Below are 26,904 nucleotides of genomic sequence, written 5' to 3'. Positions count from 1 at the left end.
CAAACCTTTAAAAATAAAAGAAATTAATCATTGGATCGTCGAGGACGATCCGAAGTTTGAGAGAGATCGACCCCGGGAATGGGAGCCGTATCAAAGTAATCATCCAAATCAGCGGAAGAGCTCAGGCTGTCTTGTTCCGGTTTTGCAGCAGGCACAACAGGCTCTGCAACCACCGGCAAAGGCCGACCCTGATCGGGTAAATCCTCGGCCACGACGCTGGCTGCGTAGGTGTAATGCGGCAGGCCCTCGTCCTGCGAGGGCAGGCTGTCAGCATCGGTATGGCTGGGGTCATGACGAGTATCGGCCGCTGGCAAGGCGGTGCTGACGGCTAGAACCGGTAGGGTCCCCGCCATGGACGCGGCCTTGCGCCAGTACGAAACAGCCTCGTCGTGACGCCCCAGGCTATCGTACAGATTACCCAACAAGGCATGATTGCGCAGATCGCCCTGAATTTTCAGACTGCGCAACAAGTAATGCTCCCCCTGCCCCCACAACTGGCTGGTCAGGCACAAATGACCCAGCGTGGACAACAGAACCGGATTATTGGGCTGACTACGCAGCCATTCCTCGGCCTTGGCCAAGCGACGCCCCACAAACTCCGGCGGACATTGGGCATAGGCTTCGAGCAGACGACTGTCAAAGCTAGCTGCGATTGCTGGCTCCAGGATACGACCGGCTTCTTCGTAATTACCGTCGCGCTCCTGAATCAAGGCAGCCTCCAGGGCCACACCCGGCAAGGTTTTCTCTTCAGACTTCAGATCGGACCACAAGGCCTTGAACTGCTCTGCCCCGCCGGCACGCAATCGAGCGGCAGCCGCAAATTCAATGTGACCTAGCGCCTCTTGGCGTTCAATGCCACTGCGGCGCATCAGCAAGCGAGTCAACTCATACACACGTTCGGCATTGCCTTCTTGCCGATAAGCACGCAACAACAAACGAGTGGCATGCAAATGGCGGGAGCTGGCATCCTGCAAATCCTGAAGCAGCTCGATCGCTTCTTGCGTGCGGTGCTGATCCAGATACAGTTCAGCCGAGGCTACGGCACTGGCTTCTTTCAAACGCACATCATTGCCAGCGGCAGCACGGGCGGCGGCCAGCGCCTGATCACGCTGAGCAATTTGCCCCTGATAATGTGCGGCACGCGCCGCTGCCAAACCGGCCACGACTTTGCTTGACTGCGAGCGGGTCTTGCTCATCAGCTTCATCAGGTCTTTTTCAGCTTGCTCGTAACGACCTTCCAAAATACTGATCCAGCCTGTTTCCAGCAAGGTCTGGTCACGTCGCTGTGCACGGCGTCCCCGCCACAAGCGAAAACGCTCCGGGCCATCACCAAACCAGGCCAGCAAACGCAACAGTACATACAGCACAATGAACAAGCCCAGTATGCACAGAACCACGTAGGTCAATGAAGCACGGGCCAGATAATGCGGAGTCACCAGATAGACATTACCGGCATGCTCGCGCAAGACTAGCGCCAGGGCAACCGCGGCGATAAATAGGATAAGTGTCCAAAACCAGGTACGCATAGTTTACCCCTGCGCCTGAACGGGCGGTTCCGTCTGGGATGAAGCCGCAGAGCCAGACTCAACCGGCTCAGCGACAGGGTCAGTGGGCTCCTTGCTGTCGGGCTGCGCGGATTGAGAGGGGTCAGGCAGAGCGGAATCTGCATCGTTCTGTTCAGTGGCCGAGTCGGGCACACTGTCCTGAAGGCGACCCGCCTGGGCCTGACGCAGGCTTTCAATCGCCGCCAGCGTATTATTGACCGTCGGCAAGCGCGCCCCAATGCGGGTGTCTTGCAACTGCCGTGTCAGGCGCAAGGCTTGCTGAACCTGAACAGACTGCGTGTCAAAGCGCTTTTCCAACGCGGTAGCCACAGCATTGAGCTCTGTTTGCCATACAGCAGACTGATTCATCATCATGGCCAGTTGAGCCGCCATGACACGTAGACGCAAGTTCTCACGCAAGCGGGCAGCCTGATCGGGTGACATCAACAAAGCGGCAGCATCGTCCACGCGTCGGATGGAGACAAATTGTCCCAGATCATGGCTGAGCGATCGCCACGCACTGCTGCCCCACTGTTCAACCGTGTTCCAGCCGCGCTCCCACCAGGGGGCATCTGCGGGCAACTCGGGAGCCGGAGCAACGGCATCAGAGGACAAGTCCAGCGCTTGCGTATGAGCTCCCCCCGCCACATCATCCGGTACCAGCAAGGGAGCTTCCGACACGTAGCGCGAGAGGGTATCGAGTTGACGCGACAGCGAGGCCACATCGACAGTCGCTGCCGCACGCAGGCGCTCCAGATCACCATTCAGGGTTTGCTGCAAAGAAGCCAGACCCACCCGATTGGCACGCGCCAACTGGGCCTGGGCGGCTTCCAGAGAAACGATGGCATTGGCCACATTGCCACCGAGCATCAGTTGCTGCTGGGCAATAGTGGCCAGATGATCGATGTCGTTAAGCAGAACCAGCTCAGAGCCGCTATCGGTCATGGTCTGGAAAGCCTGGCTCAGATCATGAAACTGTTCGGTGGAATCCTTGAAGGATTTTTCCAGCTGCTCAAGCTTGTCAGCCTGCCGCTGTGCCAATGCCAGAGCCTGCTGGGCCGTCTGACGCGCTTGTTCCGTGGAATTGATATTGGTCGCCAGTTGAGCCTGCAGCTCAGCCTTGTGCTTGTCCAGCAATGAATTCTGGTACCAAAGACCGGCAGCGGCCAGCACCACAACAACAGCTGTCAAGGCATAGGCCGGACCCGCCGCGCTTTTACGCTTGCCAGGTGCCCTCGTGCTGTCTTGAGGTTCAGAATACGGACGAGGCGCCGCTGTACTGGCTGGGCTGGAAATGGGAGTCCCCGGTTCGCTTGCGGATGCGTTCTCTGTTTTATCGTTCATGGCAAGATTGTAATCCGTGTGAGGCTAATCGCGCGAGAGCACCGCCATCATGGCAGCGACAATGTCATCATCGTCTGGCGTACACCTTTTTACCATTGGTGGCGCTGTGATTCCAGCCTGCAGCAATAAGGACTGTAAATGTTCTTCAATACGCGGATGAATGACCACGTAAGCACATTGCGACCACACATCCGTCAAGCCCAGGCTTTGCACGTTGGCAAATACGGCGTCGGCACTTTGGGAACTGCTGAGCAAAACAGCCAGGCGGCCTACCTGCAAGCTGTCACGAATTTGACGGCCCTGCTGCACGCTCCACTTGGCAGGGCTACGCTGGTAAATGGCCAGCCGCTGAACCTGAATACCGTGGTTCTCCAACTGCTGCCCCAACCATTCACGACCGCTATGGCCACGCACAATCAGAACCCGCTCGAGTTGTGCGAGTCGGGGCTCCAGAACCGCCCACAAGGCCTCTGAATCCTGCAAGGAATCAACGCCTTCAGGGTGAAGCACGGCTTCCGGGGACACGCCGGGCTGGGCACGCAGACAGGCAGCAGTAGCAAAACCAACGGCAGCCAGCAAGACCTTGTCAGGCCAGTTTTGACCGCGCGCCTGCAAGGCGGCAAAGTAGAACTTGACCGCACTGCTGCTTACAAAAAGCATCAGGTCAAAATCCTTGGGGTCTTGCCATTGCGTTTCGGAGAGGTCTTGCGGCTCCAGGTTCAAGGCGGGCAAAACCAAAGAAGAAAAACCCTGCGCGGCCAGGGCGGCTGACAGGGTTTCGTTCCGTCCCGCGGGTCGGGTCAATAATGCGCAGGGCAGGTTCATGCCGCTTTACTCGCCCTCTGCAGGCTGCTCCGTCAGCAAGCGATCCAGAATGGCTTGAGCACCTTGTCGTTTCAGATCCTCGGCCAGCGACAGTCCCAGTTCTTCCGCATTGTTAGCTGGACCATGAATCTGCGCGCGGTAAACCGTGGAACCATCCGGCTCGGCCACCAGGCCACTCAGAGTCAGTTCGTCGCCATCCAGCGTGGCATACGCAGCCAAAGGAACCTGACAGGAACCACCCAAAGCGCGGGATACAGCACGTTCAGCCAGCGCGCACACATGGCTGGTGGAATGCGCCAAGGGCGCCAGCCATTGGGCCACATCGCTGCGAGTTTTCAGAATCTCGATACCCAGGGCGCCCTGCCCAGCGGCCGGCAGGCTGTCTTCAATGGAAATGTAATCGCGGATACGCTCGGCCAGTTCCAGACGGCGCAAACCGGCAGACGCCAGAATGATGGCGTCGTAATCGCCCCGATCCAGCTTGGACAAACGTGTCTGAACATTGCCACGCAAGGGGCGAATGTCCAGATGTGGATAACGCTCACGAATCTGGGACTCGCGGCGCAAGCTGGAGGTGCCTACGATGGCACCGGCAGGTAAAGCCGCAAGATTGGGATACGTATTGGAAACAAAAGCATCGCGTGGATCGTCCCGTTCCATGATGATGGGCAGATCAAAGGACTCGGGCAATACCACCGGCACATCCTTCAGGGAGTGCACGGCCAGGTGAGCACGGCCATCCAGCAAGGCCGTTTCCAGTTCTTTGACAAACAAGCCCTTGCCGCCCACTTTGGACAAGGTGCGATCCAGGATCTGATCACCACGTGTTGTCATTTCCAACAAGGACACCTTGCACTGCGGATACAGCGTTTGCAAACGGTCGCGCACATGCATGGCTTGCCACAAGGCCAGTTGACTGGCACGAGTGGCAATGACCAATTCTTCTGGAGTAGAAACCACAGCGGTCATGCAGCAAAGTAGCGCACGATGGCGGCTGCAACAATACCGATAATGGCCAGGATTCCTAAGCCCTGTAGCAGGGACAGGCCGCTTTCCTGACCTTTGGCGTCAGAGGATTTAAAAATTGCCATAGAACTATGTTTCCTTGGTAGAACCTTTACGGCGCGCCAGCCATTTGCCCAGCGCCACCACTAATAAGGCACAAACAATCTCGACCCCGAGTTTAACAGGCTGTGGCTGGAGGCCAAATTGATTTTCCACAATCTTGTCCGTGACCAGCATGCCACCGGCAATCCAGCCCAACAAGGCGCCGCCCAGGGTCACCACGACAGGAAAGCGGTCGATCAGCTTGAGCACCAGGGTACTGCCCCAGACAATAATGGGAACACTGAGCAGCAAGCCAAAAATCACGTAGCCCAACTGGTGGTCCAAATGCGCATTCTGCGCCGCCCCGGCAATGGCAATCACATTGTCCAGACTCATCACGAAGTCCGCGATGATGATGGTTTTGACGGCAGCCCAAACAGTGCCACCGCCTTGAATATTGCCATGCTCGTCATCATCGGGCAGCAAGAGCTTGATACCGATCCACAAGAGCAACACGCCGCCCACCAACTTCAGGAAAGGCAGATCCAGCAGGGTCAACGCAAAAAAGATCAGGACGACGCGCAATATAATCGCCCCTACCGTCCCCCACAAGATTCCCTGCATGCGCTGCTGCTTGGGCAGGTTACGGCAGGCCAGCGCGATCACGACGGCATTATCACCGCCCAGCAAAATATCAATCAGTACAATCTGAAACAATGAACCCCAATGCAGGGTCTGGAGAAATTCGATCATGGTGTTCCCGTGTCGCTAAAGATGAACTCTCTTTCCAGCCGCTGGACACTTCTTCTTTTTCTGTCGCCGGGCTGTCCCAAGACAACAATGCCCCATCACGCACAAGGCTGAGCGCCAGTGTCGCAGGGGGCTTCTTTTTACGTCATTCAATTCAGCATGAACAGGCTGGCCAGATTCGGGAAGGAATGCGCCGGGTTGTGGTGTTTTTCTTGACGAAACCGGCTGGCCAATCGTGTCGGACTGCCAGGCAGCCGGACAAGGAGCCCGCCTTGGCGGGCCCCGTACTACTTGTTTACAGCACCGATTTGAGCAACTTGCCCATTTCGGATGGGTTGCGTGTGGTACGAATACCGCAAGCTTCCATCACTTCCAGCTTGGCGTCGGCCGTGTCGGCACCACCGGAGATCAGGGCACCCGCGTGACCCATGCGTTTTCCGGGAGGCGCTGTCACACCAGCGATAAAGCCAACCACAGGCTTGGTCATGTTGTCTTTGGCCCACAAAGCCGCGTTGACTTCGTCTGGACCGCCGATCTCGCCAATCATGATAACGGCATCGGTATCAGGATCGTCGTTGAACATCTTGAGCACATCGATGTGCTTCAGGCCGTTGATTGGATCGCCACCGATACCCACAGCCGAGGATTGACCCAGGCCCAGTTCAGTGACTTGAGCAACAGCTTCGTAGGTCAGCGTGCCGGAGCGGCTAACCACACCGATGCGGCCCTTGCGGTGAATGTGGCCGGGCATGATACCGATCTTGATCTCATCAGGAGTGATCAGACCGGGGCAGTTCGGGCCCAACAGCAAGGTTTTGCGGTTTTCAGCGCGCATGCGGTTGCGAACTTCCAGCATGTCGCGAACAGGGATGCCTTCGGTAATGCAGATAACCAGATCCAGGTCAGCTTCAACCGCTTCCCAGATAGCTGCTGCAGCGCCTGCAGGTGGAACGTAAATAACCGACACAGTCGCGCCAGTTTCAGCCTTGGCGTCGGACACGGAGGCGTAGATAGGTACGCCTTCGAAATCCTCGCCAGCACGCTTGGGGTTCACGCCAGCCACAAAGGCTTCCATGCCGTTACCGTATTCACGGCACATGCGGGTGTGGAACTGGCCGGTCTTGCCGGTGATCCCTTGCGTGATGACTTTGGTGTCTTTATTGATCAGAATCGACATTTGCTAATCCTCAACCTTTTCTTACTTGGCGGCAGCGACAACAGCAGTCGCCGCTTCGGCCATGGTGTCAGCACTGATGATGGGCAGACCGGAATCGGCCAGCATCTTCTTGCCCAGCTCTTCGTTGGTACCCTTCATGCGTACCACCAGAGGCACGTTCAGGTTGACGGCCTTGCACGCAGCGATCACGCCTTCAGCGATCACGTCGCAGCGCATGATGCCGCCGAAGATGTTAACCAGAATGGCTTTGACGCCCTTGTTGGCCAACATGATCTTGAAGGCTTCAGTAACTTTTTCGGCCGTAGCGCCACCGCCCACGTCCAGGAAGTTGGCAGGCTCGCCGCCAAACAGCTTGATGGTGTCCATGGTCGCCATGGCCAGACCGGCGCCGTTGACCAGGCAGCCGATATTGCCGTCCAGCTGGATGTAGGCCAGATCGTATTTGCTGGCTTCAACCTCAGCAGGATCTTCTTCAGCCAGATCACGGAACGCCACGATATCGGGGTGACGGAACAAAGCGTTGCTATCGAAGTTGAACTTGGCGTCCAACGCAATGATGTCGCCCGAGCCGGTCAGGATCAGAGGGTTGATCTCAGCCAGTTCCGCGTCCGTTTCGGTGTAGCACTTGTACAGCTTCTGGAATTCGGCAACCGCCTTGTCGATCGAAGCGTCAGGCACGCCAATACCGCGGGCCAGCTTGGTAGCCTGCTCATTGGTCAAACCGACAGCAGGGTCCACGAACTCTTTCAGAATGGCGTCGGGGTTGCGCTCGGCCACTTCTTCAATTTCCATGCCGCCTTCGCTGGATGCCATCACGGCTACACGCTGGGTAGCACGGTCGGTCACGATACCGACGTAGTACTCTTTCTTGATGTCCGCGCCTTCCTCGATCAGCAGGCGACCCACCTTCTGGCCTTCAGGACCGGTCTGGTGAGTGATCAGCTGCATGCCCAGGATTTCCGAGGCCAGTTGACGCACTTCGTCAATCGAACGAGCCAGTTTGACGCCACCGCCCTTGCCACGGCCACCGGCGTGAATCTGGGCTTTGACAACCCACACAGAGCCACCCAGCTCCTGCGCAGCTGCAACCGCTTCATCGACGGAGAAGGCAGGAATTCCGCGTGGCACGGCAACGCCAAACTGCTTAAGCAGTGCTTTGCCCTGATATTCGTGAATTTTCATGTGATACCTGTCAGTCTAAAAACACAATAAAAAAAGAAGGCAGGAACTCCAGGCCTGAGCCTGAAACCTGACTAAAACAAAAAACTACTCCACCCCATCCGTCACTTTGGGTCGATACCAGACGGGGTAAAACTCCTCAACCACGGGACCGCTCAAGCGCAAGGCATGGCAGCCATCCAGATGGAAAGGCTGCTTGTCGGTACGATAAATTTCTGATTCCCCACTACTGCGACGCCGACCGGCCATGGTCTGCACGGCTGCGGTGGGCAGGACCAGCGCCAACTCGCTCATGTGCGTACAGCCTGCCGAGCGTCCGAAACGCTCTTTGACACCCTGACGAAATTGCTTGAGCAAATTCAGACCGACCAATTTGCGATAGGCATCTGAAATGGACGAACAGTTGTCCTGGTAGGGAGCTGCGTCATAGACCGCCACGGCATCCACAATGGCAAAGCTGCTGTCGATGGTGACACGCAGATGCATCAGGTGAACAGGATCGCCCGCCTTGTGGGTCTGACCGTTACGGATGGGAAAGTCATAGGACTTAACATCCAGCAACGACGCCTCCAGATCCCAAAGGCCATCTTCCCGTGCGAACGACTGTACCGTGATGGTACGCGTATGCAATGGTTCACGGGCAACGGACGGCGGAGGCAAAGGCATTGATATGAACGAGGCGGCAAGATTGAAACTGATCAAGTATAACGCACCTCGTATGTTCCGTATCAGCCACTTACATAATCTGTAAGCGCATTCCAGGCGGGCCAAACGCAGGTTTCATGCGCGGTGCATCCTACGGTATACCAAATTCGCATGAAAAAAACGACCCTTTGCCGGACAAGCCCATCCACCCTGCCTCACCGTTCCTGTGAACTTGGTCAGGTGTGCCGTTTTACCCCCCCTGTCCAGTGCAACCGGGCATTTCCGTTTCCCCGCTGGGGAGCGCGGAACCTGAACGCTTCCGCTCGGCTTGGCCGACTAAAGTGGTCCCCAAGCCTGCCCTAGCCCGATGCTGGGGCACCCACACCCAGATCATGAACAACTGTCATCATCAACACGCTGTGCATCAATAGAGAGCCCTTATCAAGCAGGAGCGAATCATTGCCTCTGTATAATTAGTAAGAAAATCAGATACGCTGTGTGGAATATGAGTTTTTCTCAACATGCTTGAAATCCGTCACCTGGAAACCCTAAGCGCCATCCGTGACAGCGGAAGCTTGCAAGAGGCCGCCGAGCGCCTGAATGTCACCCAGTCTGCTCTCTCGCACCAGTTGCGCGATCTGGAGTCCCGATTGCACGTGCCACTGCTGAACCGTCGCACCCGCCCCGCCCGCCTGACCACGGCCGCCTTGCGTATCCTGATGTTAGCTGATGACATCTTGCCGCGTGTGCGCGCTACCGAGCGTGATCTGCAGCGTCTTGCCGCCGGGCAAACGGGGCGCCTGCATGTCGCCATCGACTGCCACTCCTGCTTTCAATGGTTGATGCCGGCATTGGATGCCTTCAGACAAGAGTGGCCCGATGTCACACTGGATTTGAGCGCAGCTTTTTCTTTTGCCCCCTTGCCCGCCTTGATGCGCGGGGACCTGGACGTGGTGATTACATCAGATCCTCAGGCCGATCCGGCTGTACATTACGAGCCTCTTTTCCGCTACGAGCTGGTTTTAGCGGTTTCCAGACAGCACCCCTTGTCGCAATATCGCTATATAGAACCGTCTCAACTGGCAGATCAAGTTCTGATTACCTATCCGGTAGAGCGCCACCGTCTCGATATTTTTATGCAATTTCTGACACCAGCCGATGTAGAGCCTGCTGCGCTTCGGCAAGCCGAACTAACCCCTATGATCGTGCAATTGGTGGCCAGTCAGCGCGGAGTGGCGGCTCTGCCCAATTGGGCCTTGACGGAGTTCTTGAACCCGGCCTCAATTCGCACCTGTCGCCTGGGGGAGAATGGTGTGTGGCGAACGCTTTACGCAAGCGTCAGAAGTGAAGATGTGCAAGCGAACTATGTGCAAGCCTTCCTGGCACAGGCACGCGCGACCTGCTTTAAAAGCCTGCAAGGGATTGTGGCTGCTCAAGCGTGACTCATTGACGCCTTGCGCCAAAAGGATAAACCCCGCGGGTCAGATTAAAAATTCAGGCAAGGGGCGGCAGTCAGACATGCCCCAAGCCGAGAGGGTTCAACGTAGGCAAATGGATCGGATTACCGGCAACTGCGCCCCGCAATCACCAAGTGCGCGAGCAATGCAAAAGAGGCAGCTTGCTCAGGCTAGATCGTCTTCCCAGTCGCCCAGGATCTGCTGCAAGATACGACCCGAAAAGCCACGGCTGGCCATGAAACGATACTGCTTTGCGTAACTGCGAGGGTCATCCGGGGGGGCGCTGAACTTCTTGCCCCACACCTGTTTGGCACGCTCCAGCTCAGTTGCCATCAATTCTTCTTTAATAATTTCAGTCTGATGCACATCGACGCCATGCTGGCGAAGCTCTTGCAAAATGACCCGGGTGCCCACCCGCGAGGCGCGCCGATTGACGACGCTGTGCGCAAAACGTTCGTCAGACAGCCACTTTTGCTCGACCAGTGCGTCAAGCAGGGCTTCCACTTCTTCTGCACTATCAGCATGGGGCGCCAAGCGCCGGCCCAACTCCAGACGTGAATATTCACGTCTGGACAGAAAATTCAAGGCTCTGGCCTTAAGCGAAAGCCCCGCCCGTTTGGAGGTCGCTTTCTTTTCTACAGCCGAAGCATCATCGCCAACGCTGGCTGGCTCGCCATTCCTGCCCGAGTTTGTAGATCGGGCAGAAAGCGCAGCGATACGCTCCCTTTGAGCCTGCTTCCGTTCCCGGATTTCTTCCGGATCGGTCTCAAAGGGCTCCTCATCGAACTCAGGAGGAGAGATCAACGATCACCCTCGGGCGCGTCAGCAACAGGCGCAGCTTCGGCACGGCTGACCGTGGTGCTCATCAAGGCTACGCCCAGTTTCTCGCGAACCTTGTTTTCGATTTCACGCGCCAGCTCCGGACGCTCTTTCAGGAATTCCCGCACATTGTCCTTGCCCTGGCCAATCCGGTTGCCGTCGTAGCTGTACCAGGCGCCCGCCTTGTCGACCACACCGGTTTGTACGCCCAGATCGATAATCTCGCCTTCACGCGAAATACCGCTGCCGTACATGATGTCGAACTCGGTCTGTTTGAACGGAGGCGCGACCTTGTTCTTGACCACTTTAACGCGGGTTTCGTTACCCACCATTTCGTCACCGCGCTTGATCGAGCCGATGCGACGAATATCCAGACGCACGGACGAGTAAAACTTCAATGCGTTACCGCCCGTGGTGGTTTCGGGGTTGCCGAACATGACACCGATCTTCATACGGATCTGATTAATGAAGATAACCGTACAATTGGCACGCTTGATGGTGGCGGTCAACTTGCGCAGGGCCTGACTCATCAGGCGGGCTTGCAGACCAGGGAGGGAATCGCCCATATCGCCTTCGATTTCAGCCTTGGGGGTCAGAGCCGCGACCGAGTCGATGACAATCAGGTCCACCGAGCCCGAACGTACCAGGGCTTCGGTAATTTCCAGGGCCTGCTCACCCGTGTCGGGCTGAGAGATCAGCAGATCAGCCAGATTAACGCCCAGCTTTTGAGCATACTGCACATCCAGCGCGTGCTCAGCGTCAATAAACGCGCACGTTCCCTTGAGCTTTTGCATTTCGGCAATCACTTGCAAGGTCAAGGTGGTCTTACCCGAGGACTCCGGCCCATAAATCTCGATAACGCGACCACGAGGCAGACCACCAACGCCCAAAGCAATGTCCAAACCCAGCGAGCCCGTGGAAACCACCTGGATGTCGTGCTCGACGGTGTCGTCGCCATAGCGCATGATCGAACCCTTGCCGAACTGCTTTTCGATTTGCGACAGAGCGGCGGCCAACGCCTTGGAACGTTCCGAGGCCACTGCTTTGCTGTTTTTATCGTCCATGAAAAATCCTTGACTGTGGAATGGCGCCCCAACGGACGGGCACGACAATTAAAATTCAAACCTCATTATTGCATCAAATTATACTGTATATATACACAGATATTCAAATAAATTAGGCCTGCAGCCTCGTTATCCCCTACTGACCGGCCTGACAGCCTTGTGCCACAATGCCAGCCAGCCATTCAATCATTTGTTTGTGTAGGGTCATGCGCATACTCATAGCTGAAGACGACAGTATTCTCGCGGATGGACTTTCTCGCTCCTTACGCTACGAAGGCTATGCGGTCGATGTCGTGCACGATGGCGATAGCGCCGACTCGGCCTTGCAGCTTCAAAGTTTTGACCTGTTGATTCTGGACCTGGACTTGCCCAAAAAGCCTGGCCTGTCCGTATTGCAGTCCATCCGCCAGCGGCAGGACACGCTTCCCGTGCTGATACTGACTGCCAGCGACACGGTGGAGCAGCGCGTGCGCGGCCTGGACCTGGGCGCAGACGACTATATGTCCAAGCCCTTTGCCCTGACGGAGCTGGAAGCGCGGGTACGCGCCCTGACGCGGCGCAGTACCGGCACCAGCAGCGCCTTGCTGCATCACAAACGGCTGAGCTTCGACCTGAAGGGCCGTATGGCGTATATCGACAATCAACCCCTGGAGCTGTCAGCCCGCGAAACCAGTTTGCTGGAGATTTTCCTGTCGCGCAGCGGGCGCATGATCAGCAAGAACCAGTTCGTGGATCTGCTCTGTGAGTGGGGGGAGGAAGTCACCCCTAATGCCATTGAGGTCTACATTCACCGCCTGCGCAAAAAGCTGGAGCCCAGCGGCGTGCGCATCTTGACTGTGCGGGGCCTGGGATACTGTCTGGAACCGGAAAAACTGCGAGAAGACGCTCCAGCCTAAGCGAAGGGATCGTCCATGCAGCCCGCGTCGCCCCCATCACGTGCCACTGTCGCGCCCGCCCGAAAAAGGCGCGGGGCGCCACGTCCGCTCATCCACAAGATCATGATCTGGATTTTCGGGCCCTTGTTTCTGCTGTGGACCGTGGGCATTGTCATTACCTATTTCATCGCCCAGCATATTGCCAACTCGCCCTATGACCGCACCTTGCGCGATCATCTGGACCTGCTGCGGGTGGAAATCAGCCGCCAGGACCTGAACCAGCCTATTGAGCTGTCGCACGGCGCGCAAACCATTTTGCGGCAGGAAAGTCCCACGCCCACCCTCTGGCAAATCCGCGATGCCAATGGAGCCCCGTTGGCCGGCAATGCCCATTTGCCAGTTCCCGACAGCTGGAGCTATGACACCGACCTGCTGCGTTACCGGGATGTGGTTCTGGACGATCAGAGTCTGCGTCTGGCCTATGTCTGGGGGGGCAAGGACAAAAACAACACGCCTTTTCTGGCGGTTGCCGCTGAAACGAATGAACATAGAGCGGTGCTACACCGGGAAATTCTGATCGGAATGCTGACTCCGCAATTCATTCTTGTGCCGCTGGCAGCCATGCTGGCTGGACTGGGGCTGACGCACGGGCTGGAGCCCCTGAACCTGCTGCAGGCGCGCCTGCGAGCCCGGGCGCCGGGCGACCTGTCGCCTGTGGACCAGGAACAGGCTCCGGCCGAAATTGTGCCGCTGATCGATGCCATGAACGGTCTTTTGGCTCAGCAGGCCCAGTTCTCCGCCACTCAAAGACAGTTTGTTGCCAACGCAGCCCATCAGTTGAAAACTCCTCTGGCGGGCATACGCACACAAGCCGAACTGGCCCTGCGAGAGCGTGACCCCCAACAAACGGAAGCCAGCCTGCAACAGCTGGTCCGCGGCACAGAGCGCGCCACGCGGCTGGTCACGCAAATGCTGGCGCTGGCGCGCGCCGAAAGCAGCGATGCCCTCTATGCCCCCACCAAGCAGAGCCTGGACCTGAACACCTTGACTGAACTGCATGTAGGCCAACGGGTGCCGGACGCCCTGAGTCTAGGGCTGGACCTCGGCTTGGAAAACCACCCCAAGGCCATCCTTTTGCAGGCCGATCCGGTGTTACTTGACGAACTGATCAACAATCTGCTGGACAACGCCCTGATCTACACACCGGCCGGTGGCTGGATCACCCTGCGTACGGGTCAGGCAGCCGGCAAAGGCTGGCTGGAGATTGAAGACAATGGGCCCGGTATTCCCGCGGAGCATCAGTCACGAATCTTTGACCGGTTTTATCGCATCATGGGCAACCAGGCCGACGGCAGTGGTCTGGGCTTGGCCATCGTGCGGGAGATTGCTGACATTCATGACGCCTCCATCGACTTCATGCCACTGACGGGAGGCCAACCCAGTGGCCTGCGCTTGCGTGTCAGTTTCCCACTGTCTTTGCCTTGGAGAGCCTGAGCGCATGCCCCAGACAATCACCAGTGTTGCCTCCCACAAAACCAAGAACAAACTCGACACCCAGGGACGCAAGGTTATTTTTGCCTCGGCCCTGGGGACCATGTTCGAGTGGTATGACTTCTATCTGTATGGCTCCATGGCGGCCATTTTGGCCCAGCACTTTTTTTCTGCCGTCAACCCGACGGCCGGCTTTATCTTTGCCTTGCTGGCTTTTGCGGCGGGCTTTGCAGTGCGCCCCTTTGGCGCCCTGATCTTTGGCCGCATCGGCGATCGTGTTGGACGAAAGTACACTTTTCTGATCACCATTTTACTGATGGGCCTGTCCACTTTTTTGGTGGGCGTCCTACCCAGCTATGAGGCTATCGGGATCGCCGCCCCCATCATGCTGATCGTCCTGCGTCTACTGCAGGGTCTGGCCATGGGAGGTGAGTACGGCGGCGCTGCAACCTATGTGGCCGAGTACGCTCCCCAGCACCGGCGCGGCTTTTATACCAGCTGGATTCAGACCACGGCATCAGTCGGTTTATTGCTGTCGCTGCTGGTCATCATGGGCATACGCAGTCTGGTCGGCGAAGAAGCTTTTGTCGTCTGGGGCTGGCGTATTCCATTTTTGATTTCCGTGCTGCTGCTGGCCATTTCCGTGTGGATACGGATGAACCTGAAAGAGTCGCCTGCCTTTCAGCACATCAAGGAAGAGGGCACGCTGTCGACCTCGCCCATTACCGAGTCCTTTGGCCGCTGGGCCAATCTGCGCATCGCTCTGCTGGCCTTGTTCGGACTGACGGCAGGCCAGGGCGTGGTCTGGTATACGGGGCAGTTCTACGCTTTGTTCTTCATTACGCAAATGCTGGGACTGCAGGCCACGCTGGCACAAACCCTGATGGTCATCTCCCTCTTGCTGGCCACTCCCCTGTTCATCTTTTTTGGCTGGCTATCCGATCAGGTCGGACGCAAACCCATTATTCTGACGGGCTGTCTGCTGGCTGCACTCACCTACTACCCCGTGTTTCAAGGGCTGGCTTATTTTGCCAACCCTGCTCTGGTGCAGGCCCAACGCAACGCCCCGGTTACGGTCATCACCGATCCGACCCGTTGCTCCTTCCAGTTCAATCCAGTGGGCAGCCATACCTTCACCAGTTCTTGCGACATTGTGAAGTCGTATATGGCCAGCCATGCGGTCAGCTACAACAACGTCAAGGGCGCCCCCGGCCAGGTGGCCCAGGTCCGAATTGGCGATCATGTGATTGATGGCTTTGAGGGTGGGCATCTGAGCCGGGCCGATTTTGCCCGGCACTCGCAGGAGCTGAAAAACGAACTGACCGACACCATGCGTCAGTACGGATACCCGGACAGGGCCGATCCCGAACAGGTTAACAAGCTCATGCTGGTGGTCTTGCTGACTTATCTGGTAGCGCTGGTCACGGCAGTCTACGGCCCTATCGCCGCCATGCTGGTGGAGATGTTCCCGATTCGTATCCGCTACACCTCCATGAGTCTGCCCTATCACATCGGCAACGGCTGGTTCGGCGGCTTCTTACCGACCCTGTCTTTTGCCCTGATTGCGCTTACCGGCAATATTTATGACGGCCTGTGGTACCCGATTCTGGTGTGCCTGCTCACCGTCGCCATTGGTGCGCCTTTTGTGCGAGAGACGCGCCATAACGATATCAATCGTTAGCCCTGTCTGCAGGCGGATAGCCTGGCGTGTCGCAAAAAGGCCAGATGGACTGGCAAATGCAAGGGTGCGTAAATGGCCGGGCGGCACAAGAACATCTGCGCGTACAATCGAACATTGCCTCGGGCTGTATGCCCGCTCCTTTTCTACGTTTATTTATCTTCGTCTCCATGTGGTTTAAGAATCTACGCATCTATCGCCTCTCCCCCGACTGGACATGTTCCGCCGCAGAGCTGGAAGAAGCTCTGGCCAAACACAGCTTTACGCCAGGCTCCAGCCAGGAACCCTTGAGCCTGGGCTGGGTTAGTCCCCGTGAAAACAATGCCCTGGTGCATGAGGTCAACGGTCAGTATCTGATCGCCCTGCGCGCCGAAAAGAAACTGCTGCCCACCACAGTCATCAATCAGGTCGCGCGCGAGAAGGCGCGTGATATTGAGGAGCAGCAAGGCTACAAGCCCGGCCGCAAGCAGATGAAGGAAATCAAGGAACAGGTCATCGTAGATCTGATGCCGCGTGCTTTTGCGGTCTCGCGCGACACCCGGGTCTGGCTGGACACCCGCAACCACTGGCTGGCCATTGATGCGGCGGCTACGGCTAAAAGTGATGAAGTGCTGGGGCTGCTGGCCAAAAGCGTGGAACCGTTCCCTGTGCAGCCGCTTTACACCGAACAATCCCCCGGCGCCGCCATGACCTCCTGGCTGGTGGAAGAAGAACAGCTGGCCAATTTCACCATTGACCAGGACACCGAGCTACGTTCGACGGGCGATAGCGGTGCGGCCGTGCGCTACGTCAAGCAAAGTGCCGATATCGACGAAGTGCGCAAGCACGTCGAAGCGGGCAAGCAATGCACCCGACTGGCCATGACCTGGGCGGATCGCATCAGCTTTGTACTGACCGACGCGCTGGACATCAAACGTGTCGCACCGCTCGATATCCTGACGGAAAAGCAGGATGTGACTGCCGTCAACGACGAAGAAATCTTCGATGCGGACATGACGCTGATGACGTCCGAACTGGCTAAAATGATCAGCGACCTGGTCGAGGTGCTGGGCGGTGAACGCAAGTAAGCCCACGTCCTTCCTGGACTGCTGGCTCCCACTTCAGCTTAGCTCCTGCTGAGCGGCACGATACACACCGGGCGTCATCCCCGTCCAATGACGGAAAGCCCGGTGAAAGGTCGCTGGCGAACTGAACTTCAATGCATACGCAATTTCAGCCAGCGACATATCTTTGCGCAGCAATTTGAAAATCGCCAGATCCCGGCGCAATTCATCCTTAATCCCTTGAAAGGACAGACCTTCTTCCTGAAGTCTGCGGATCAGGGTACGCGCCGAAATATGCAGTTTCCCCGACACGTCCTGCAGGGTCAAACCCAGATCGGTGTGCAAAATCTCCCGTACTTTCAATCGCAGGGCATGCTCATGATACGAGGTGAAAATCCAGTCGCGCGGGGCCCGCTCCAGAAAGGCCCTGGCCTCCACCTGAGTGCGCTGCGGACGCACCTGACCGAGTTCCGCGCCAAACACAATGTGCGAGCACGGCACATCAAAACTCACTGAAGCAGGAAACAAGACGGAGTAATCCGCCGCGAACGCTGGCCGCGCAAACGCAAAAGCCACTTGTTGCACGGACACCTCACGCCCCATCAGCCAGGACACGATGCCGTGCGTGAGCTTGAGCATCAGGGCATGTCCGAAACGATGCACACAGGCATCCCCATAGCGGGGCACCAGCTCAATACCCAGGTCTGTATCGGTGCGGATCAGATTCAGGCTGAAATCGTCCAGCAACAGATTCCAGAACTGGGTAAAGCGGTACAAAGCCACATTGATGGACGGCGCATCCCGCACCGTGCGCACGATGTATTTCAAGGCTCCCGCCCGTATAGGCCGGGTCCAGAACCCCATCATCTCATCGCCTGTTTTACGGGCGCTGACCTGATACAAGCGCACCAGTTGATCCCGCGTCAGACGAGCGCCAGGGCGATCAATAAAATCCTTCACGATGCCTGACTGCTTCAGGCAATGATCCAGCACCTGTTCCGAATAGCTGGTGCGCAAACTGTGAAACCAGTCCTGCACCAGATCCAGCGCCACCGTGGCAGTGTGCGCAGCATCGACAGCAACCGGTAGCGTGCCGGGCAAAGCATTCATCTTTCCATGACCCTTCAAAGATTGTCACTTTTTGCATATTCAACGGCAGTATTCGCTATTGGGCAAGGGGCGAAACCATCCTATGCTGATAGTCATAATACAAGGAGACATCACCATGTTAGGCACTGGAAATATGATGCACATGCCCTTGCTCATCAGTTCAATTCTCACCCATGCCGTAGAGAATAACCCGGAGCAAGAAATCGTCACCGCCCTGGACAATGGCGAGCTGCATCGCTACCGCTATTTTGACTTTGCCCACCGGGTTCAGGATTTGGCCCAGGGACTGCGACAGCATGGGGTGCAAGCGGGCGAGCGCGTGGCGACATTAGCATGGAACACCTATCGTCACCTGGAAATTTACTATGCCACCTCGGGTATCGGTCTGGTCTGCCATACCGTCAACCCCCGCCTGACGCGCGAGCAAATTGCCTTCATCATCAATGATGCCCAAGACGCGGTGATGTTTTATGACGAACATTTTGAGGACCTGGTCAGCGATCTGCGCACCCAGTGTCCCAGCGTCCGACACTGGGTACGCATGGGTAGCAAGGCACAAGGTGACCTGGCCGACCAGTATGAAGATTGGCTGGGCAACGATACGACGGGCTTTGAATGGCCGGTCTTTGACGAGCACACCGCCAGCGGCCTGTGCTACACCTCCGGCACCACCGGCGACCCCAAGGGCGCGCTCTATTCCCATCGTTCCACCCTTTTGCATGCCTATGCCTCAGCGCACCCCAATGCGCTGTGCATTGCCAGCGCCGACACTGTCATGCCGCTGGTGCCCATGTTTCACGTCAATGCCTGGGGCCTGCCCTACTCTGCGCTGATGTCCGGCGCCAAACTGGTACTGCCTGGCGCCAATCTGCAAGGTGAGCGCATTTATTCCCTGTGTGAGCGCGCCGGCGTGACGCTGTCCGCTGGTGTACCCACCATCTGGAAAACCGTGCTGGATTACGCCAACGCTCAAGGCAAGACATTTAGCACCTTGAGTCGCATTTTGATTGGCGGTTCGGCCTGCCCGCCCAATATGATTGCCAGCTGGGCTCAATACGGCATTACGGTACGCCATGCCTGGGGCATGACTGAGACCTCGCCGCTGGGCACCGTCTGCCAACTACTGCCCAAGCACCGCACCTTGCCCGAGGCGCAGAAACAGCACGTTCTAGCCTCTCAAGGCCGTGCCCTGTTCGGTGCACGCCTGAAGACCGTTGACGACCAAGGCAATACCTTGCCACGCGACGGCAAGAGCAGCGGCCACCTGCTGATCCAGGGCAACTGGATCATGGACCGCTATTACGGCAAGCCCGATCTGGCCAGCGAAAACGGCTGGTTCCGCACTGGCGACGTAGGCTCCATCGACGCCGACGGCTATGTCTACATTACCGACCGTAGCAAGGATGTGATCAAGTCCGGTGGCGAATGGATCTCTTCGATCGAGATCGAAAACATCGCCATGGAAGAACCCTTGGTTGAGCTGGCTGCCTGTATCGCCCAGGCCGACGACAAATGGGGCGAACGACCAGTCCTGTTCGTGGTGCCCCGCGAAGGCGCTGAGCTGGACGAGATCCACCTGCTCAAGCGCTACCAGGATCGCGTCACCCGCTGGTCCGTACCCGACAAAGTCATTTTCATCGACCAGATGCCCATGACAGCAACTGGAAAAATTCAAAAAATGGCGCTGCGCAAGATGCTGACCGATCAAACCGATCCCCGCTGACTTGCACCACTGCCCTCGCATTTACGTAACACAAGGAGTTTTTTATGGCCGCCCCTTTCCTGCTCACCACCGAGTTGGACAACATCGGAATTGTCACGCTGAACAAGGCGCACAAGCGCAATGCCCTGGATGAAGAGGCCATCGCTGAAATTGACGCCTACTTTTCCAATATTCCCGAGCATATCCGGGTAATTCTGATGAAGGCCGAAGGCGATCACTTTTGCGCAGGCCTGGACCTGAAAGAGCACCACGATAAAGAACGGAGCGCGGTGGACTTTCTGCGTGTCTGCCAAAGCTGGCACCGGGCCTTTGACAAGATTGAGCACGGCGGCATTCCCGTCATTGCCTGCCTGCAAGGCGCAGTGGTCGGAGGTGGGCTGGAACTGGCCAGTGCCGCGCACATCCGCGTTGCCGACAGCAGTACCTTTTTTGCCCTGCCCGAGGGTACACGCGGCATCTTTACTGGCGGTGGTGCCACCGTGCGAACGGCAAAAATCATCTCTCCGAACCGCATGATCGAACTGATGCTGACAGGTCGTGTGCTCGATGCCGTGGAAGGAGAGCGTCTGGGGCTGGCGCATTACGTGTGCAACAACGAAGCCAATCCCAAAACAGCCTATGAGCTGAGCCTGGAACTGGCCCAGCGCATTGCGGGCAATGCCCTCTTATCGAACTACGCCATCGTCAGCTCGATCAGCCGCATTGCCGATATGTCTGCCACCGATGGTCTCTTTGCCGAGGGCTTGATGGCAGCGGTCGTACAGACCGGGCGGGACGTACAAGAGCGCCTGGGCGAGTTCGTTAACAAGAAAGCTCATAAAGTGAAGCCGAGCAAATAACATCGGCCAGGCGGACATGGGCAGTAATCACAACAATACGGAGACAAAACCATGCTGTCGCATCAAGAGTTAAGCCGGGCACTGTCCGGACTACAGGAATATGAACAACTCAAGTCGCAGCGTCGGCGTCTGGCATTTGCCTGCGCCGGCATCTGCCTGGGACTGACGGGCCTGTTTATTGTGATGGCCATTTTCTGGCCGACTGTGTTGACCCATGACCTGGGCGGTGGAGGAGCCGTCAACGCAGGCATGGTGTACGGAATAGGACTGATTGTTGTGTCCTGGTTATTGACTGGCGTGTATATCCACATCGCCAACACCCGCTTTGACCCCTTGTGCGAGCGCGTACTGGCCAAGGTGAACCCATGAATACTCAAGCCATTTTGATCTTTGGGGCCTTTGTCGTGGTGACCTTGGGCATCACGTACTGGGCATCGTCGCGCACGCGCTCCAGCTCGGACTTTTACACGGCGGGCGGAGGCATTACCGGCACACAAAACGGTCTGGCCATTGTGGGTGACTATATGTCCGCAGCGACCCTGCTGGGCATTTCGTCCCTGGCGTTTACCAACGGCTTTGACTCCTTGCTGTACGCCGTCTGCGCCTTTATGGGCTGGCCGATCATCATGTTTTTGATTGCCGAGCGTTTGCGCAACCTGGGCCGCTACACCCTGAGCGATATTGTCTCGTACCGTCTGGATGAACGCAGCACCCGCATCTTTACCGCCATCAGCTCGCTGACCGTCGTGCTGTTTTACCTGATCGTCCAAATGGTCGGTGCCGGGCAACTGGTACAACTGCTTTTTGGTATTGATTACACCTATGCCGTGGTAGCGGTGGGTCTGCTGATGATGGTATATGTGGTCGTTGGCGGCATGGTGGCTACCACCTGGGTACAAATCATCAAGGCCGTCCTGATGATGGGTAATGGCTTTCTGATGGCGGCCCTGGCCCTGTATTACTTCAACTTCGACTTTTCCGCTCTGGTCAGCGCTGCGGCCGACCATCACCAGGCTGGTACTGCCATGAAAGGCCCCTGGAAACTCATGGCCGATCCCTTCTCCGGCCTGTCACTGGCCGTCTCGCTGGTGTTTGGCATTGCCGGTCTGCCGCACATCATGATGCGCTTTTTCACCGTGCCCGATGCGCGAGCCGCTCGCAAATCCGTCTTTGTGGCGACTGGCCTGATGGGTGTGTTCTTTGTGGTGATCTGTTTTCTGGGCCTGGCTGCCATGGCCATCCTGCCGAATCACCCCGAATTCTACGTGGACGGCAAGGTGGGCGGCATGGTGCTGGGCGGCTCGAACATGCCTATCATGCATCTGGCTACGGCCCTGGGCGGCAACCTCCTGTTCGGTTTGCTGGCCGCGGTCTCCTTTGCCACGATTCTGGCCGTGGTCAGTGGCTTGACCCTGGCCGGTGCCTCGGCCATTGCGCATGACTTGTACGCCAAGGTGATCCGTCGTGACGAGGTCACCCCCTCCCAGGCCATGCGCGTCAATCGTCTGGCTTCCATTGGCATTGGCCTTGTCGCCATTTTCCTGGGACTGTTGTTCCGTGATCAGAATGTCGCCTTCCTGGTTGCCCTGGCTTTCAGTATCGCGGCCTCGGCCAATTTCCCGGTCTTGCTGATGTCCATGTACTGGCGCGGGGTGACGACTCGCGGCGTCATTTATGGCGGTTTAAGCGGCCTGCTTGTGGCCCTGGGGCTGGTGATTCTCTCGCCCGCCGTCTGGGTGCGCATTCTAGGCTTTTCCGAAGCCGTATTTCCTTACGACTTCCCCACCCTGATTTCCATGCCTTTGGCATTTTTCATGATCTACCTGGTATCGAAGCTGGACAGCAGCCGCCGCGCCAGCCAGGACCGCGCCGGGTTTGACGCCCAGCAGGTCCGGGCTGAAACCGCCGTCGGCATTGCCGCCGTGTCTCACTAGATAACTGGTACTCTGGCGGCAAGTCACCTGACGAACTTGCCGCCCCTTGTTTCCATTCATCCCAGCAGGAGCATCACCATGACAGAGTTAAACACCCCCGAAATTGCTCACTACATCGGAGGTGGCCAGCACGCTGGCGCCGGCACACGCACTCAAGCGGTATACAACCCGGCTACCGGCCAGGTCAGCGCCAAGGTCAAACTGGGTAACCAGCAGGATATCGACAACGCCGTGGCCAGTGCCCAGGCCGCTTTCCCAGCCTGGGCCGACACGCCGCCGCTGCGCCGCGCCCGTGTGTTGTTCAATTTTTTGGCCTTGCTCAATGAGAACAAGGAAAAACTGGCTGCCATGATCACTGCTGAGCACGGCAAGGTCTTATCCGATGCTATGGGCGAGGTCACCCGAGGCATTGAGATTGTGGAATTTGCTTGCGGTATCCCCCAACTGCTCAAAGGTGATTTCACCGAACAGGTCAGCACCAATATCGATAACTGGACCCTGCGCCAGCCTCTGGGAGTCGTGGCGGGCATCACTCCCTTCAACTTTCCCGTCATGGTTCCCATGTGGATGTTTCCTGTCGCTATCGCGGCCGGTAACACGTTCGTACTCAAACCCAGTCCCATTGACCCCAGCCCCAGCCTGTTCATCGCCGAGCTGCTCAAGCAAGCCGGCCTGCCCGACGGCGTATTCAACGTGGTGCAGGGTGATAAAGACGCGGTTGAGGCCCTGGTCAATCACCCGGATGTTCAGGCAGTATCCTTTGTAGGTTCCACCCCGATTGCCAATCGTATTTATGAAATGGGCGCAACGGGCGGAAAACGTGTTCAGGCGCTGGGCGGCGCCAAGAACCACCTGGTCGTCATGCCTGACGCCGACATCGACCTGACCGTGGACGCCCTGATCGGCGCCGCCTACGGCTCGGCTGGCGAGCGTTGCATGGCCATCTCGGTGGCCGTGCTGGTGGGTGACTCTGCCGAACGCATCCTGCCCAAGCTGGAAGAACGTACTCGCAGTCTGAAGATTCTGAACGGCACCAATGCTGCCGCCGAAATGGGCCCCATCGTGACCCCTCAAGCGCGCGAACGCATCCGTGGCTGCATCGACAAGGGGGTACAAGAAGGCGCCAAGCTGCTGGTGGATGGCCGTAACTTTGACGGCGCCAAAGCCGGTGAAGGATGCGAGGACGGTTTCTGGATGGGCGGCACCCTGTTCGATCACGTCACCCCCGACATGAGCGTGTATCAGGACGAGATCTTTGGCCCTGTTCTGTGCTGCGTACGCGTACCGGATCTGGCCAGCGCCATTGAGCTGATCAACAAGCACCAGTTCGGCAACGGTGTGGCTTGCTTTACCAGCGACGGTAACGTGGCCCGTGAATTTGGCCGCCGCATCCATGTGGGCATGGTTGGTATCAACGTCCCTATTCCTGTCCCTATGGCCTGGCACGGCTTTGGTGGCTGGAAGAAGAGCCTGTTTGGCGATATGCACGCCTACGGTGAAGAAGGCGTGCGCTTTTACACCCGCCAGAAATCCATCATGCAGCGCTGGCCTGAAAGCATCTCCAAGGGTGCGGAATTTGCCATGCCTACGTCCAAGTAAAGGTGGATTTGCCGGGCTGACTCTTCGCCTCCTGGCGGCGATTCGGCCTGGCATATCGCTCTAAGCCTGCTCACCCAGCAGACTTAAAAAGCACTTTTATCAAAGACAAAAAAACCGGGGCTCTGATTCAGAGCCCCGGTTTTTCTATTCATGTGTATTTAGCGCTGACGCCTGCTCCACTTAGTACATACCGTGGAAAACCGCATCATCAGGACCGACGTGGGAGGGAGGATTCCAGGTCACATCCCGCATCGAGTGCTGCACCAGCGTTTCCACACCCAACAAAACGGCAAAGATAGCCATGCGGACAGGAATCCCATTGTCAGCCTGGCGGAAAATAGCCAGACGAGGGTCGTGGTTCAGATCCACGCTCAAATCATGGGCCCCTTCGCGGCTATCGCGTGGCAGCGGGTGCATCACAATCACATCCGGGCCGCAGCAGCGATCAATAATCGCCTTGTTAACTTGAAAGTCGGCCGTAAAGCTGCCGTCCTGCCCTTCCTCAAACCGCTCTTTTTGTACACGCGTGGCGTAAATCACGTCCACACCGGGCAAGCCTTTTTCCAAGGAACTGGTCTGCTCGATCACATGCTTACCTTGCTTGGCCACCTGCTCGACAATATGTTCGGGCATCTCCAGGCCAGGAGGCGCAATCAATGTAAATTTCAGGCCGCGGTACATGCCCAGCAGCTTGATGAGCGAATGCACGGTACGGCCATATTTCAAGTCACCCACCAGGGCGATATGTGCGCCGTCCAACAATTTGCCCAGACGGGAGAACTCCGTGCTGATGGTATACAAATCCAGCAAGGCCTGGCTGGGGTGTTCACCCGCCCCGTCACCACCATTCACCACCGGGATGTTGGTGGCGCGCGCAAATTCAGCAACCGAACCCTGTTCGGGATGACGAATCACCATGGCGTCCACGTAACCGCTCATGACGCGGCTGGTGTCGTAAATGGATTCGCCTTTGGCCATGGAGGAAAAGGTAAAGCCGGTCGTGTCACACACAGAACCACCGAGGCGGCAAAAGGCCGAGCCGAAGCTGACGCGGGTACGAGTCGAGGCTTCAAAAAACAGGTTACCCAGCACAGCGCCTTCCAGCACGCGCGATACTTTCTGACGGCGGGCGATAGGCTGCATGATGTCGGCCAGACTGCACAGCTCTTCCACGGTTTCACGGGTGAACTGGTCTACAGACAAGAGCTGATGTTTGCCACCGGTGGCAATGCGATCACGCAAGGGGCCGGACTGTGCGCTTTGCGCATACTTGCTCAGCAACGCTTCATTTTCCACGATTTCCGTGACAAAGCGCTGCACCACTTCGGGCATGGCCCGGGACTCCAAGGAGCCTTCCGGCAGCAGCCAGGTATCAAGAGCACGACGCTTCACCCCAATACGTGCCGCAAAAACGTCACGAGTCAGGTTCAGGCGACGCATTGCATCACGCAAAAAAACTTGTTGGGAGACGGCCATATCAGCTCTCGCTTATGAAATATACGCAATGCGCATATTTTAAAACCGCAAAGCTGAAAAAAGCGAGGAGGAATTGTGGCTATTGCAGAAAATACAACGCCGATCTACGCAGCAGATGGCAGGACACGACATGCGAAAGCCCAGCCTGCTGGCATGGCATCGTTCAAGGATGCTGCCGGATCACTATTGGGTACACTAAAAACCGGTCCGCTTTACTGGCCTGTCAGCCATTCACTATGTTGATAGGCAAAGTCGGCCAAACCCAAGGTGCCCCAGACGCCAATCACAAACAGCGCCAAGCTCAGGGCCAGAAAGAAGGCAGAACAGAATCCGGGTATCCAGGCCCAACGGCGCCCTGTCCTGGAACTGTGCCAGACCAAGGTCCACTGGCTCCAGCACAAGGCCAGAAACGCTGACACCACCCCCATTAAAAAGACAAACAAGGGCAGGCGTAAGAAGGCGGGAACAAAAACTGATGAGATCGCCCCCGTGCCCATCAACATGATGAACACAAGCGCCGCCCCGTGCAGGGCGATCAGAACCCGGAAAGAAAGAATGTAGAAAGCAAGACTGCCTGGTGGGTTCACCATACCGACTTTCCTGTCAGGAACAAGAGCAGCGGGCTGGCGCCCACCGCGTTTTTCAAACAGCCGGACTTGGGTGAACCCAGGGCCAGAGCAGCATTCAAATCAAACAATCGCGCTTACTTCTTGCCGTTGTTTTGGGTCGCCTGCGGGCCGGCTATGGCGCGAGCCGCCGCCAGCGCATTGGCTTCCGTGCCTACCATGAAAATCAGGCGGCCGTCTTTAACGGGCGAACCATACGCAGGTGCCGCCAACATGGTGTCACCCACGACCAAAGCCAAACGCTTTTTGGGGAACTGGGTCGTCACTTGCAGCAAACGCTGAGCCGCTTCAGGCGTCAGATCCAGCGCCAGCAAACCCTCTTTGCTGTCGTTGGTGCCGGCCTGCACGCCCACCAAATCCTCACGCACCACAACGGCGCGTGGATTCACGAACAGCACACCATTGGGCTGCACATCGACGCGAGCCCAACCTGCTTGTTCCTGTGTATCAGCCAAAAAGATCTGCACAGGCGCTGCCTGTTGCTCGGCCCCGGCCTGAGCGGGTGCTTGTTGCGCTGACGTAGAGGGAGCCTGCGTTGCCGCGCTGGACGTACCGGCAGCGTCACTCGGCTTTTCTTGTACGGTTTGACAAGCAGCCAAGGCGAGCAGACCAACGGGCGCCAAAATTCGAGCCAGTGTGCGTAAAGTCATCATAGTGAA

Annotated in this window: 25 protein-coding genes; 10 read left to right on the top strand and 15 right to left on the bottom strand. The window is 57.3% G+C overall.

Features of this window, described 5'->3' with window-relative positions:
• Positions 1-23: 23 nt before the first annotated feature.
• The 9 genes from V6936_RS03705 to V6936_RS03665 form a co-directional block, all read right to left on the bottom strand.
• Positions 24-1,526, bottom strand: a complete 1,503-nt coding sequence (locus tag V6936_RS03705; protein ID WP_336579432.1) for a heme biosynthesis HemY N-terminal domain-containing protein — start codon at positions 1,524-1,526, stop codon at positions 24-26.
• A gap of 3 nt (positions 1,527-1,529) precedes the next feature.
• Positions 1,530-2,888, bottom strand: coding sequence for a uroporphyrinogen-III C-methyltransferase (locus V6936_RS03700; protein ID WP_336579431.1), 1,359 nt, complete (start codon positions 2,886-2,888; stop codon positions 1,530-1,532).
• A 24-nt stretch (positions 2,889-2,912) separates the two neighbouring features.
• The gene (locus V6936_RS03695) at positions 2,913-3,713 is read right to left on the bottom strand and encodes a uroporphyrinogen-III synthase (RefSeq protein WP_336579430.1); all 801 of its coding nucleotides are present in this window, start codon (positions 3,711-3,713) and stop codon (positions 2,913-2,915) included.
• Positions 3,714-3,719: 6 nt separating this feature from the next.
• Positions 3,720-4,682, bottom strand: coding sequence for a hydroxymethylbilane synthase (gene hemC, locus V6936_RS03690; RefSeq protein ID WP_003799535.1), 963 nt, complete (start codon positions 4,680-4,682; stop codon positions 3,720-3,722).
• Entirely contained in the window at positions 4,679-4,804 is a 126-nt protein-coding gene (locus V6936_RS03685) for a hypothetical protein (protein ID WP_003799533.1), read from the bottom strand. Before V6936_RS03685 ends, hemC begins: the two co-directional genes overlap by 4 nt.
• 4 nt (positions 4,805-4,808) lie before the next feature.
• Positions 4,809-5,513, bottom strand: a complete 705-nt coding sequence (locus tag V6936_RS03680) for a TerC family protein (protein ID WP_003799530.1) — start codon at positions 5,511-5,513, stop codon at positions 4,809-4,811.
• Positions 5,514-5,805: 292 nt separating this feature from the next.
• A complete protein-coding gene (gene sucD / locus V6936_RS03675; protein ID WP_003799528.1) occupies positions 5,806-6,687 on the bottom strand; it encodes a succinate--CoA ligase subunit alpha in 882 nt (293 codons plus the stop codon).
• A gap of 21 nt (positions 6,688-6,708) precedes the next feature.
• Entirely contained in the window at positions 6,709-7,869 is a 1,161-nt protein-coding gene (gene sucC / locus V6936_RS03670) for an ADP-forming succinate--CoA ligase subunit beta (protein ID WP_003799526.1), read from the bottom strand.
• Positions 7,870-7,953: 84 nt separating this feature from the next.
• Positions 7,954-8,532: a DUF2889 domain-containing protein gene (locus V6936_RS03665; RefSeq protein ID WP_336579429.1), complete on the bottom strand. Its 579-nt coding sequence runs from the start codon at positions 8,530-8,532 to the stop codon at positions 7,954-7,956.
• Positions 8,533-9,032: 500 nt separating this feature from the next.
• On the opposite strand from V6936_RS03665, the gene V6936_RS03660 reads away from it, so the two are divergent.
• Positions 9,033-9,953, top strand: a complete 921-nt coding sequence (locus tag V6936_RS03660; RefSeq protein ID WP_336579428.1) for a LysR family transcriptional regulator — start codon at positions 9,033-9,035, stop codon at positions 9,951-9,953.
• Between the two features lie 180 nt (positions 9,954-10,133).
• Here V6936_RS03660 and recX read toward each other — a convergent pair whose 3' ends face one another.
• The gene (recX, locus tag V6936_RS03655; protein ID WP_235587613.1) at positions 10,134-10,772 is read right to left on the bottom strand and encodes a recombination regulator RecX; all 639 of its coding nucleotides are present in this window, start codon (positions 10,770-10,772) and stop codon (positions 10,134-10,136) included.
• Positions 10,769-11,851 carry a recombinase RecA gene (gene recA / locus V6936_RS03650; protein ID WP_003799517.1) on the bottom strand — a complete coding sequence of 361 codons (1,083 nt, stop codon included), beginning with the start codon at positions 11,849-11,851 and terminating at the stop codon, positions 10,769-10,771. Before recA ends, recX begins: the two co-directional genes overlap by 4 nt.
• A gap of 206 nt (positions 11,852-12,057) precedes the next feature.
• Here recA and V6936_RS03645 point away from each other — a divergent pair, with 206 nt between their 5' ends.
• The 4 genes from V6936_RS03645 (at position 12,058) to V6936_RS03630 (ending at position 16,962) form a co-directional block, all read left to right on the top strand.
• The gene (locus tag V6936_RS03645; RefSeq protein ID WP_003799515.1) at positions 12,058-12,747 is read left to right on the top strand and encodes a response regulator transcription factor; all 690 of its coding nucleotides are present in this window, start codon (positions 12,058-12,060) and stop codon (positions 12,745-12,747) included.
• A gap of 102 nt (positions 12,748-12,849) precedes the next feature.
• On the top strand, positions 12,850-14,220 hold the full coding sequence (locus V6936_RS03640; protein ID WP_336579427.1) for a sensor histidine kinase: 1,371 nt from the start codon (positions 12,850-12,852) through the stop codon (positions 14,218-14,220).
• A 4-nt stretch (positions 14,221-14,224) separates the two neighbouring features.
• Positions 14,225-15,898 (top strand): MFS transporter, encoded by a 1,674-nt coding sequence (locus V6936_RS03635; protein WP_131070637.1) that lies wholly within the window; start codon positions 14,225-14,227, stop codon positions 15,896-15,898.
• A gap of 167 nt (positions 15,899-16,065) precedes the next feature.
• Positions 16,066-16,962, top strand: a complete 897-nt coding sequence (locus tag V6936_RS03630; RefSeq protein ID WP_003799509.1) for a recombination-associated protein RdgC — start codon at positions 16,066-16,068, stop codon at positions 16,960-16,962.
• Between the two features lie 33 nt (positions 16,963-16,995).
• Here V6936_RS03630 and V6936_RS03625 read toward each other — a convergent pair whose 3' ends face one another.
• The gene (locus tag V6936_RS03625; RefSeq protein ID WP_336579426.1) at positions 16,996-18,048 is read right to left on the bottom strand and encodes a helix-turn-helix domain-containing protein; all 1,053 of its coding nucleotides are present in this window, start codon (positions 18,046-18,048) and stop codon (positions 16,996-16,998) included.
• Between the two features lie 115 nt (positions 18,049-18,163).
• Here V6936_RS03625 and V6936_RS03620 point away from each other — a divergent pair, with 115 nt between their 5' ends.
• The 5 genes from V6936_RS03620 to V6936_RS03600 all read left to right on the top strand — a co-directional run bounded on the left by V6936_RS03620 (position 18,164) and on the right by V6936_RS03600 (position 24,143).
• Positions 18,164-19,771 carry a long-chain-fatty-acid--CoA ligase gene (locus tag V6936_RS03620; protein WP_336579425.1) on the top strand — a complete coding sequence of 536 codons (1,608 nt, stop codon included), beginning with the start codon at positions 18,164-18,166 and terminating at the stop codon, positions 19,769-19,771.
• 44 nt (positions 19,772-19,815) lie between these two features.
• Positions 19,816-20,610: a crotonase/enoyl-CoA hydratase family protein gene (locus V6936_RS03615; protein WP_003799503.1), complete on the top strand. Its 795-nt coding sequence runs from the start codon at positions 19,816-19,818 to the stop codon at positions 20,608-20,610.
• Between the two features lie 51 nt (positions 20,611-20,661).
• Entirely contained in the window at positions 20,662-20,979 is a 318-nt protein-coding gene (locus tag V6936_RS03610) for a DUF485 domain-containing protein (RefSeq protein ID WP_003799502.1), read from the top strand.
• Positions 20,976-22,544: a cation/acetate symporter ActP gene (actP, locus tag V6936_RS03605; protein ID WP_003799500.1), complete on the top strand. Its 1,569-nt coding sequence runs from the start codon at positions 20,976-20,978 to the stop codon at positions 22,542-22,544. Before V6936_RS03610 ends, actP begins: the two co-directional genes overlap by 4 nt.
• Before the next feature lie 78 nt (positions 22,545-22,622).
• Positions 22,623-24,143: a CoA-acylating methylmalonate-semialdehyde dehydrogenase gene (locus V6936_RS03600; RefSeq protein ID WP_131070640.1), complete on the top strand. Its 1,521-nt coding sequence runs from the start codon at positions 22,623-22,625 to the stop codon at positions 24,141-24,143.
• 180 nt (positions 24,144-24,323) lie between these two features.
• Here V6936_RS03600 and V6936_RS03595 read toward each other — a convergent pair whose 3' ends face one another.
• The 3 genes from V6936_RS03595 to V6936_RS03585 all read right to left on the bottom strand — a co-directional run bounded on the left by V6936_RS03595 (position 24,324) and on the right by V6936_RS03585 (position 26,898).
• Positions 24,324-25,619, bottom strand: coding sequence for an aspartate carbamoyltransferase (locus V6936_RS03595; RefSeq protein ID WP_003799495.1), 1,296 nt, complete (start codon positions 25,617-25,619; stop codon positions 24,324-24,326).
• A gap of 212 nt (positions 25,620-25,831) precedes the next feature.
• The gene (locus tag V6936_RS03590) at positions 25,832-26,209 is read right to left on the bottom strand and encodes a hypothetical protein (protein ID WP_003799494.1); all 378 of its coding nucleotides are present in this window, start codon (positions 26,207-26,209) and stop codon (positions 25,832-25,834) included.
• Positions 26,210-26,322: 113 nt separating this feature from the next.
• Positions 26,323-26,898: a hypothetical protein gene (locus V6936_RS03585; protein ID WP_059317545.1), complete on the bottom strand. Its 576-nt coding sequence runs from the start codon at positions 26,896-26,898 to the stop codon at positions 26,323-26,325.
• Between the last annotated feature and the right edge of the window lie 6 nt (positions 26,899-26,904).

This window comes from Alcaligenes sp. CHO6 (assembly GCF_037120595.1).
In the GTDB taxonomy this organism is placed as follows: domain Bacteria; phylum Pseudomonadota; class Gammaproteobacteria; order Burkholderiales; family Burkholderiaceae_B; genus Alcaligenes; species Alcaligenes ammonioxydans.
This window is presented reverse-complemented; position numbering and strand designations above follow the sequence as displayed.

What these genes read in the sequence shown, in the direction of transcription:
- V6936_RS03705 (WP_336579432.1), bottom strand. Translation starts at nt 1,526, where the DNA reads ATGCGTACCTGGTTTTGGACACTTATCCTATTTATCGCCGCGGTTGCC.
- V6936_RS03700 (WP_336579431.1), bottom strand. Translation starts at nt 2,888, where the DNA reads ATGAACGATAAAACAGAGAACGCATCCGCAAGCGAACCGGGGACTCCC.
- V6936_RS03695 (WP_336579430.1), bottom strand. Translation starts at nt 3,713, where the DNA reads ATGAACCTGCCCTGCGCATTATTGACCCGACCCGCGGGACGGAACGAA.
- hemC (WP_003799535.1), bottom strand. Translation starts at nt 4,682, where the DNA reads ATGACCGCTGTGGTTTCTACTCCAGAAGAATTGGTCATTGCCACTCGT.
- V6936_RS03685 (WP_003799533.1), bottom strand. Translation starts at nt 4,804, where the DNA reads ATGGCAATTTTTAAATCCTCTGACGCCAAAGGTCAGGAAAGCGGCCTG.
- V6936_RS03680 (WP_003799530.1), bottom strand. Translation starts at nt 5,513, where the DNA reads ATGATCGAATTTCTCCAGACCCTGCATTGGGGTTCATTGTTTCAGATT.
- sucD (WP_003799528.1), bottom strand. Translation starts at nt 6,687, where the DNA reads ATGTCGATTCTGATCAATAAAGACACCAAAGTCATCACGCAAGGGATC.
- sucC (WP_003799526.1), bottom strand. Translation starts at nt 7,869, where the DNA reads ATGAAAATTCACGAATATCAGGGCAAAGCACTGCTTAAGCAGTTTGGC.
- V6936_RS03665 (WP_336579429.1), bottom strand. Translation starts at nt 8,532, where the DNA reads ATGCCTTTGCCTCCGCCGTCCGTTGCCCGTGAACCATTGCATACGCGT.
- V6936_RS03660 (WP_336579428.1), top strand. Translation starts at nt 9,033, where the DNA reads ATGCTTGAAATCCGTCACCTGGAAACCCTAAGCGCCATCCGTGACAGC.
- recA (WP_003799517.1), bottom strand. Translation starts at nt 11,851, where the DNA reads ATGGACGATAAAAACAGCAAAGCAGTGGCCTCGGAACGTTCCAAGGCG.
- V6936_RS03645 (WP_003799515.1), top strand. Translation starts at nt 12,058, where the DNA reads ATGCGCATACTCATAGCTGAAGACGACAGTATTCTCGCGGATGGACTT.
- V6936_RS03640 (WP_336579427.1), top strand. Translation starts at nt 12,850, where the DNA reads ATGATCTGGATTTTCGGGCCCTTGTTTCTGCTGTGGACCGTGGGCATT.
- V6936_RS03635 (WP_131070637.1), top strand. Translation starts at nt 14,225, where the DNA reads ATGCCCCAGACAATCACCAGTGTTGCCTCCCACAAAACCAAGAACAAA.
- V6936_RS03630 (WP_003799509.1), top strand. Translation starts at nt 16,066, where the DNA reads ATGTGGTTTAAGAATCTACGCATCTATCGCCTCTCCCCCGACTGGACA.
- V6936_RS03625 (WP_336579426.1), bottom strand. Translation starts at nt 18,048, where the DNA reads ATGAATGCTTTGCCCGGCACGCTACCGGTTGCTGTCGATGCTGCGCAC.
- V6936_RS03620 (WP_336579425.1), top strand. Translation starts at nt 18,164, where the DNA reads ATGTTAGGCACTGGAAATATGATGCACATGCCCTTGCTCATCAGTTCA.
- V6936_RS03615 (WP_003799503.1), top strand. Translation starts at nt 19,816, where the DNA reads ATGGCCGCCCCTTTCCTGCTCACCACCGAGTTGGACAACATCGGAATT.
- V6936_RS03610 (WP_003799502.1), top strand. Translation starts at nt 20,662, where the DNA reads ATGCTGTCGCATCAAGAGTTAAGCCGGGCACTGTCCGGACTACAGGAA.
- actP (WP_003799500.1), top strand. Translation starts at nt 20,976, where the DNA reads ATGAATACTCAAGCCATTTTGATCTTTGGGGCCTTTGTCGTGGTGACC.
- V6936_RS03600 (WP_131070640.1), top strand. Translation starts at nt 22,623, where the DNA reads ATGACAGAGTTAAACACCCCCGAAATTGCTCACTACATCGGAGGTGGC.
- V6936_RS03595 (WP_003799495.1), bottom strand. Translation starts at nt 25,619, where the DNA reads ATGGCCGTCTCCCAACAAGTTTTTTTGCGTGATGCAATGCGTCGCCTG.
- V6936_RS03590 (WP_003799494.1), bottom strand. Translation starts at nt 26,209, where the DNA reads ATGGTGAACCCACCAGGCAGTCTTGCTTTCTACATTCTTTCTTTCCGG.
- V6936_RS03585 (WP_059317545.1), bottom strand. Translation starts at nt 26,898, where the DNA reads ATGATGACTTTACGCACACTGGCTCGAATTTTGGCGCCCGTTGGTCTG.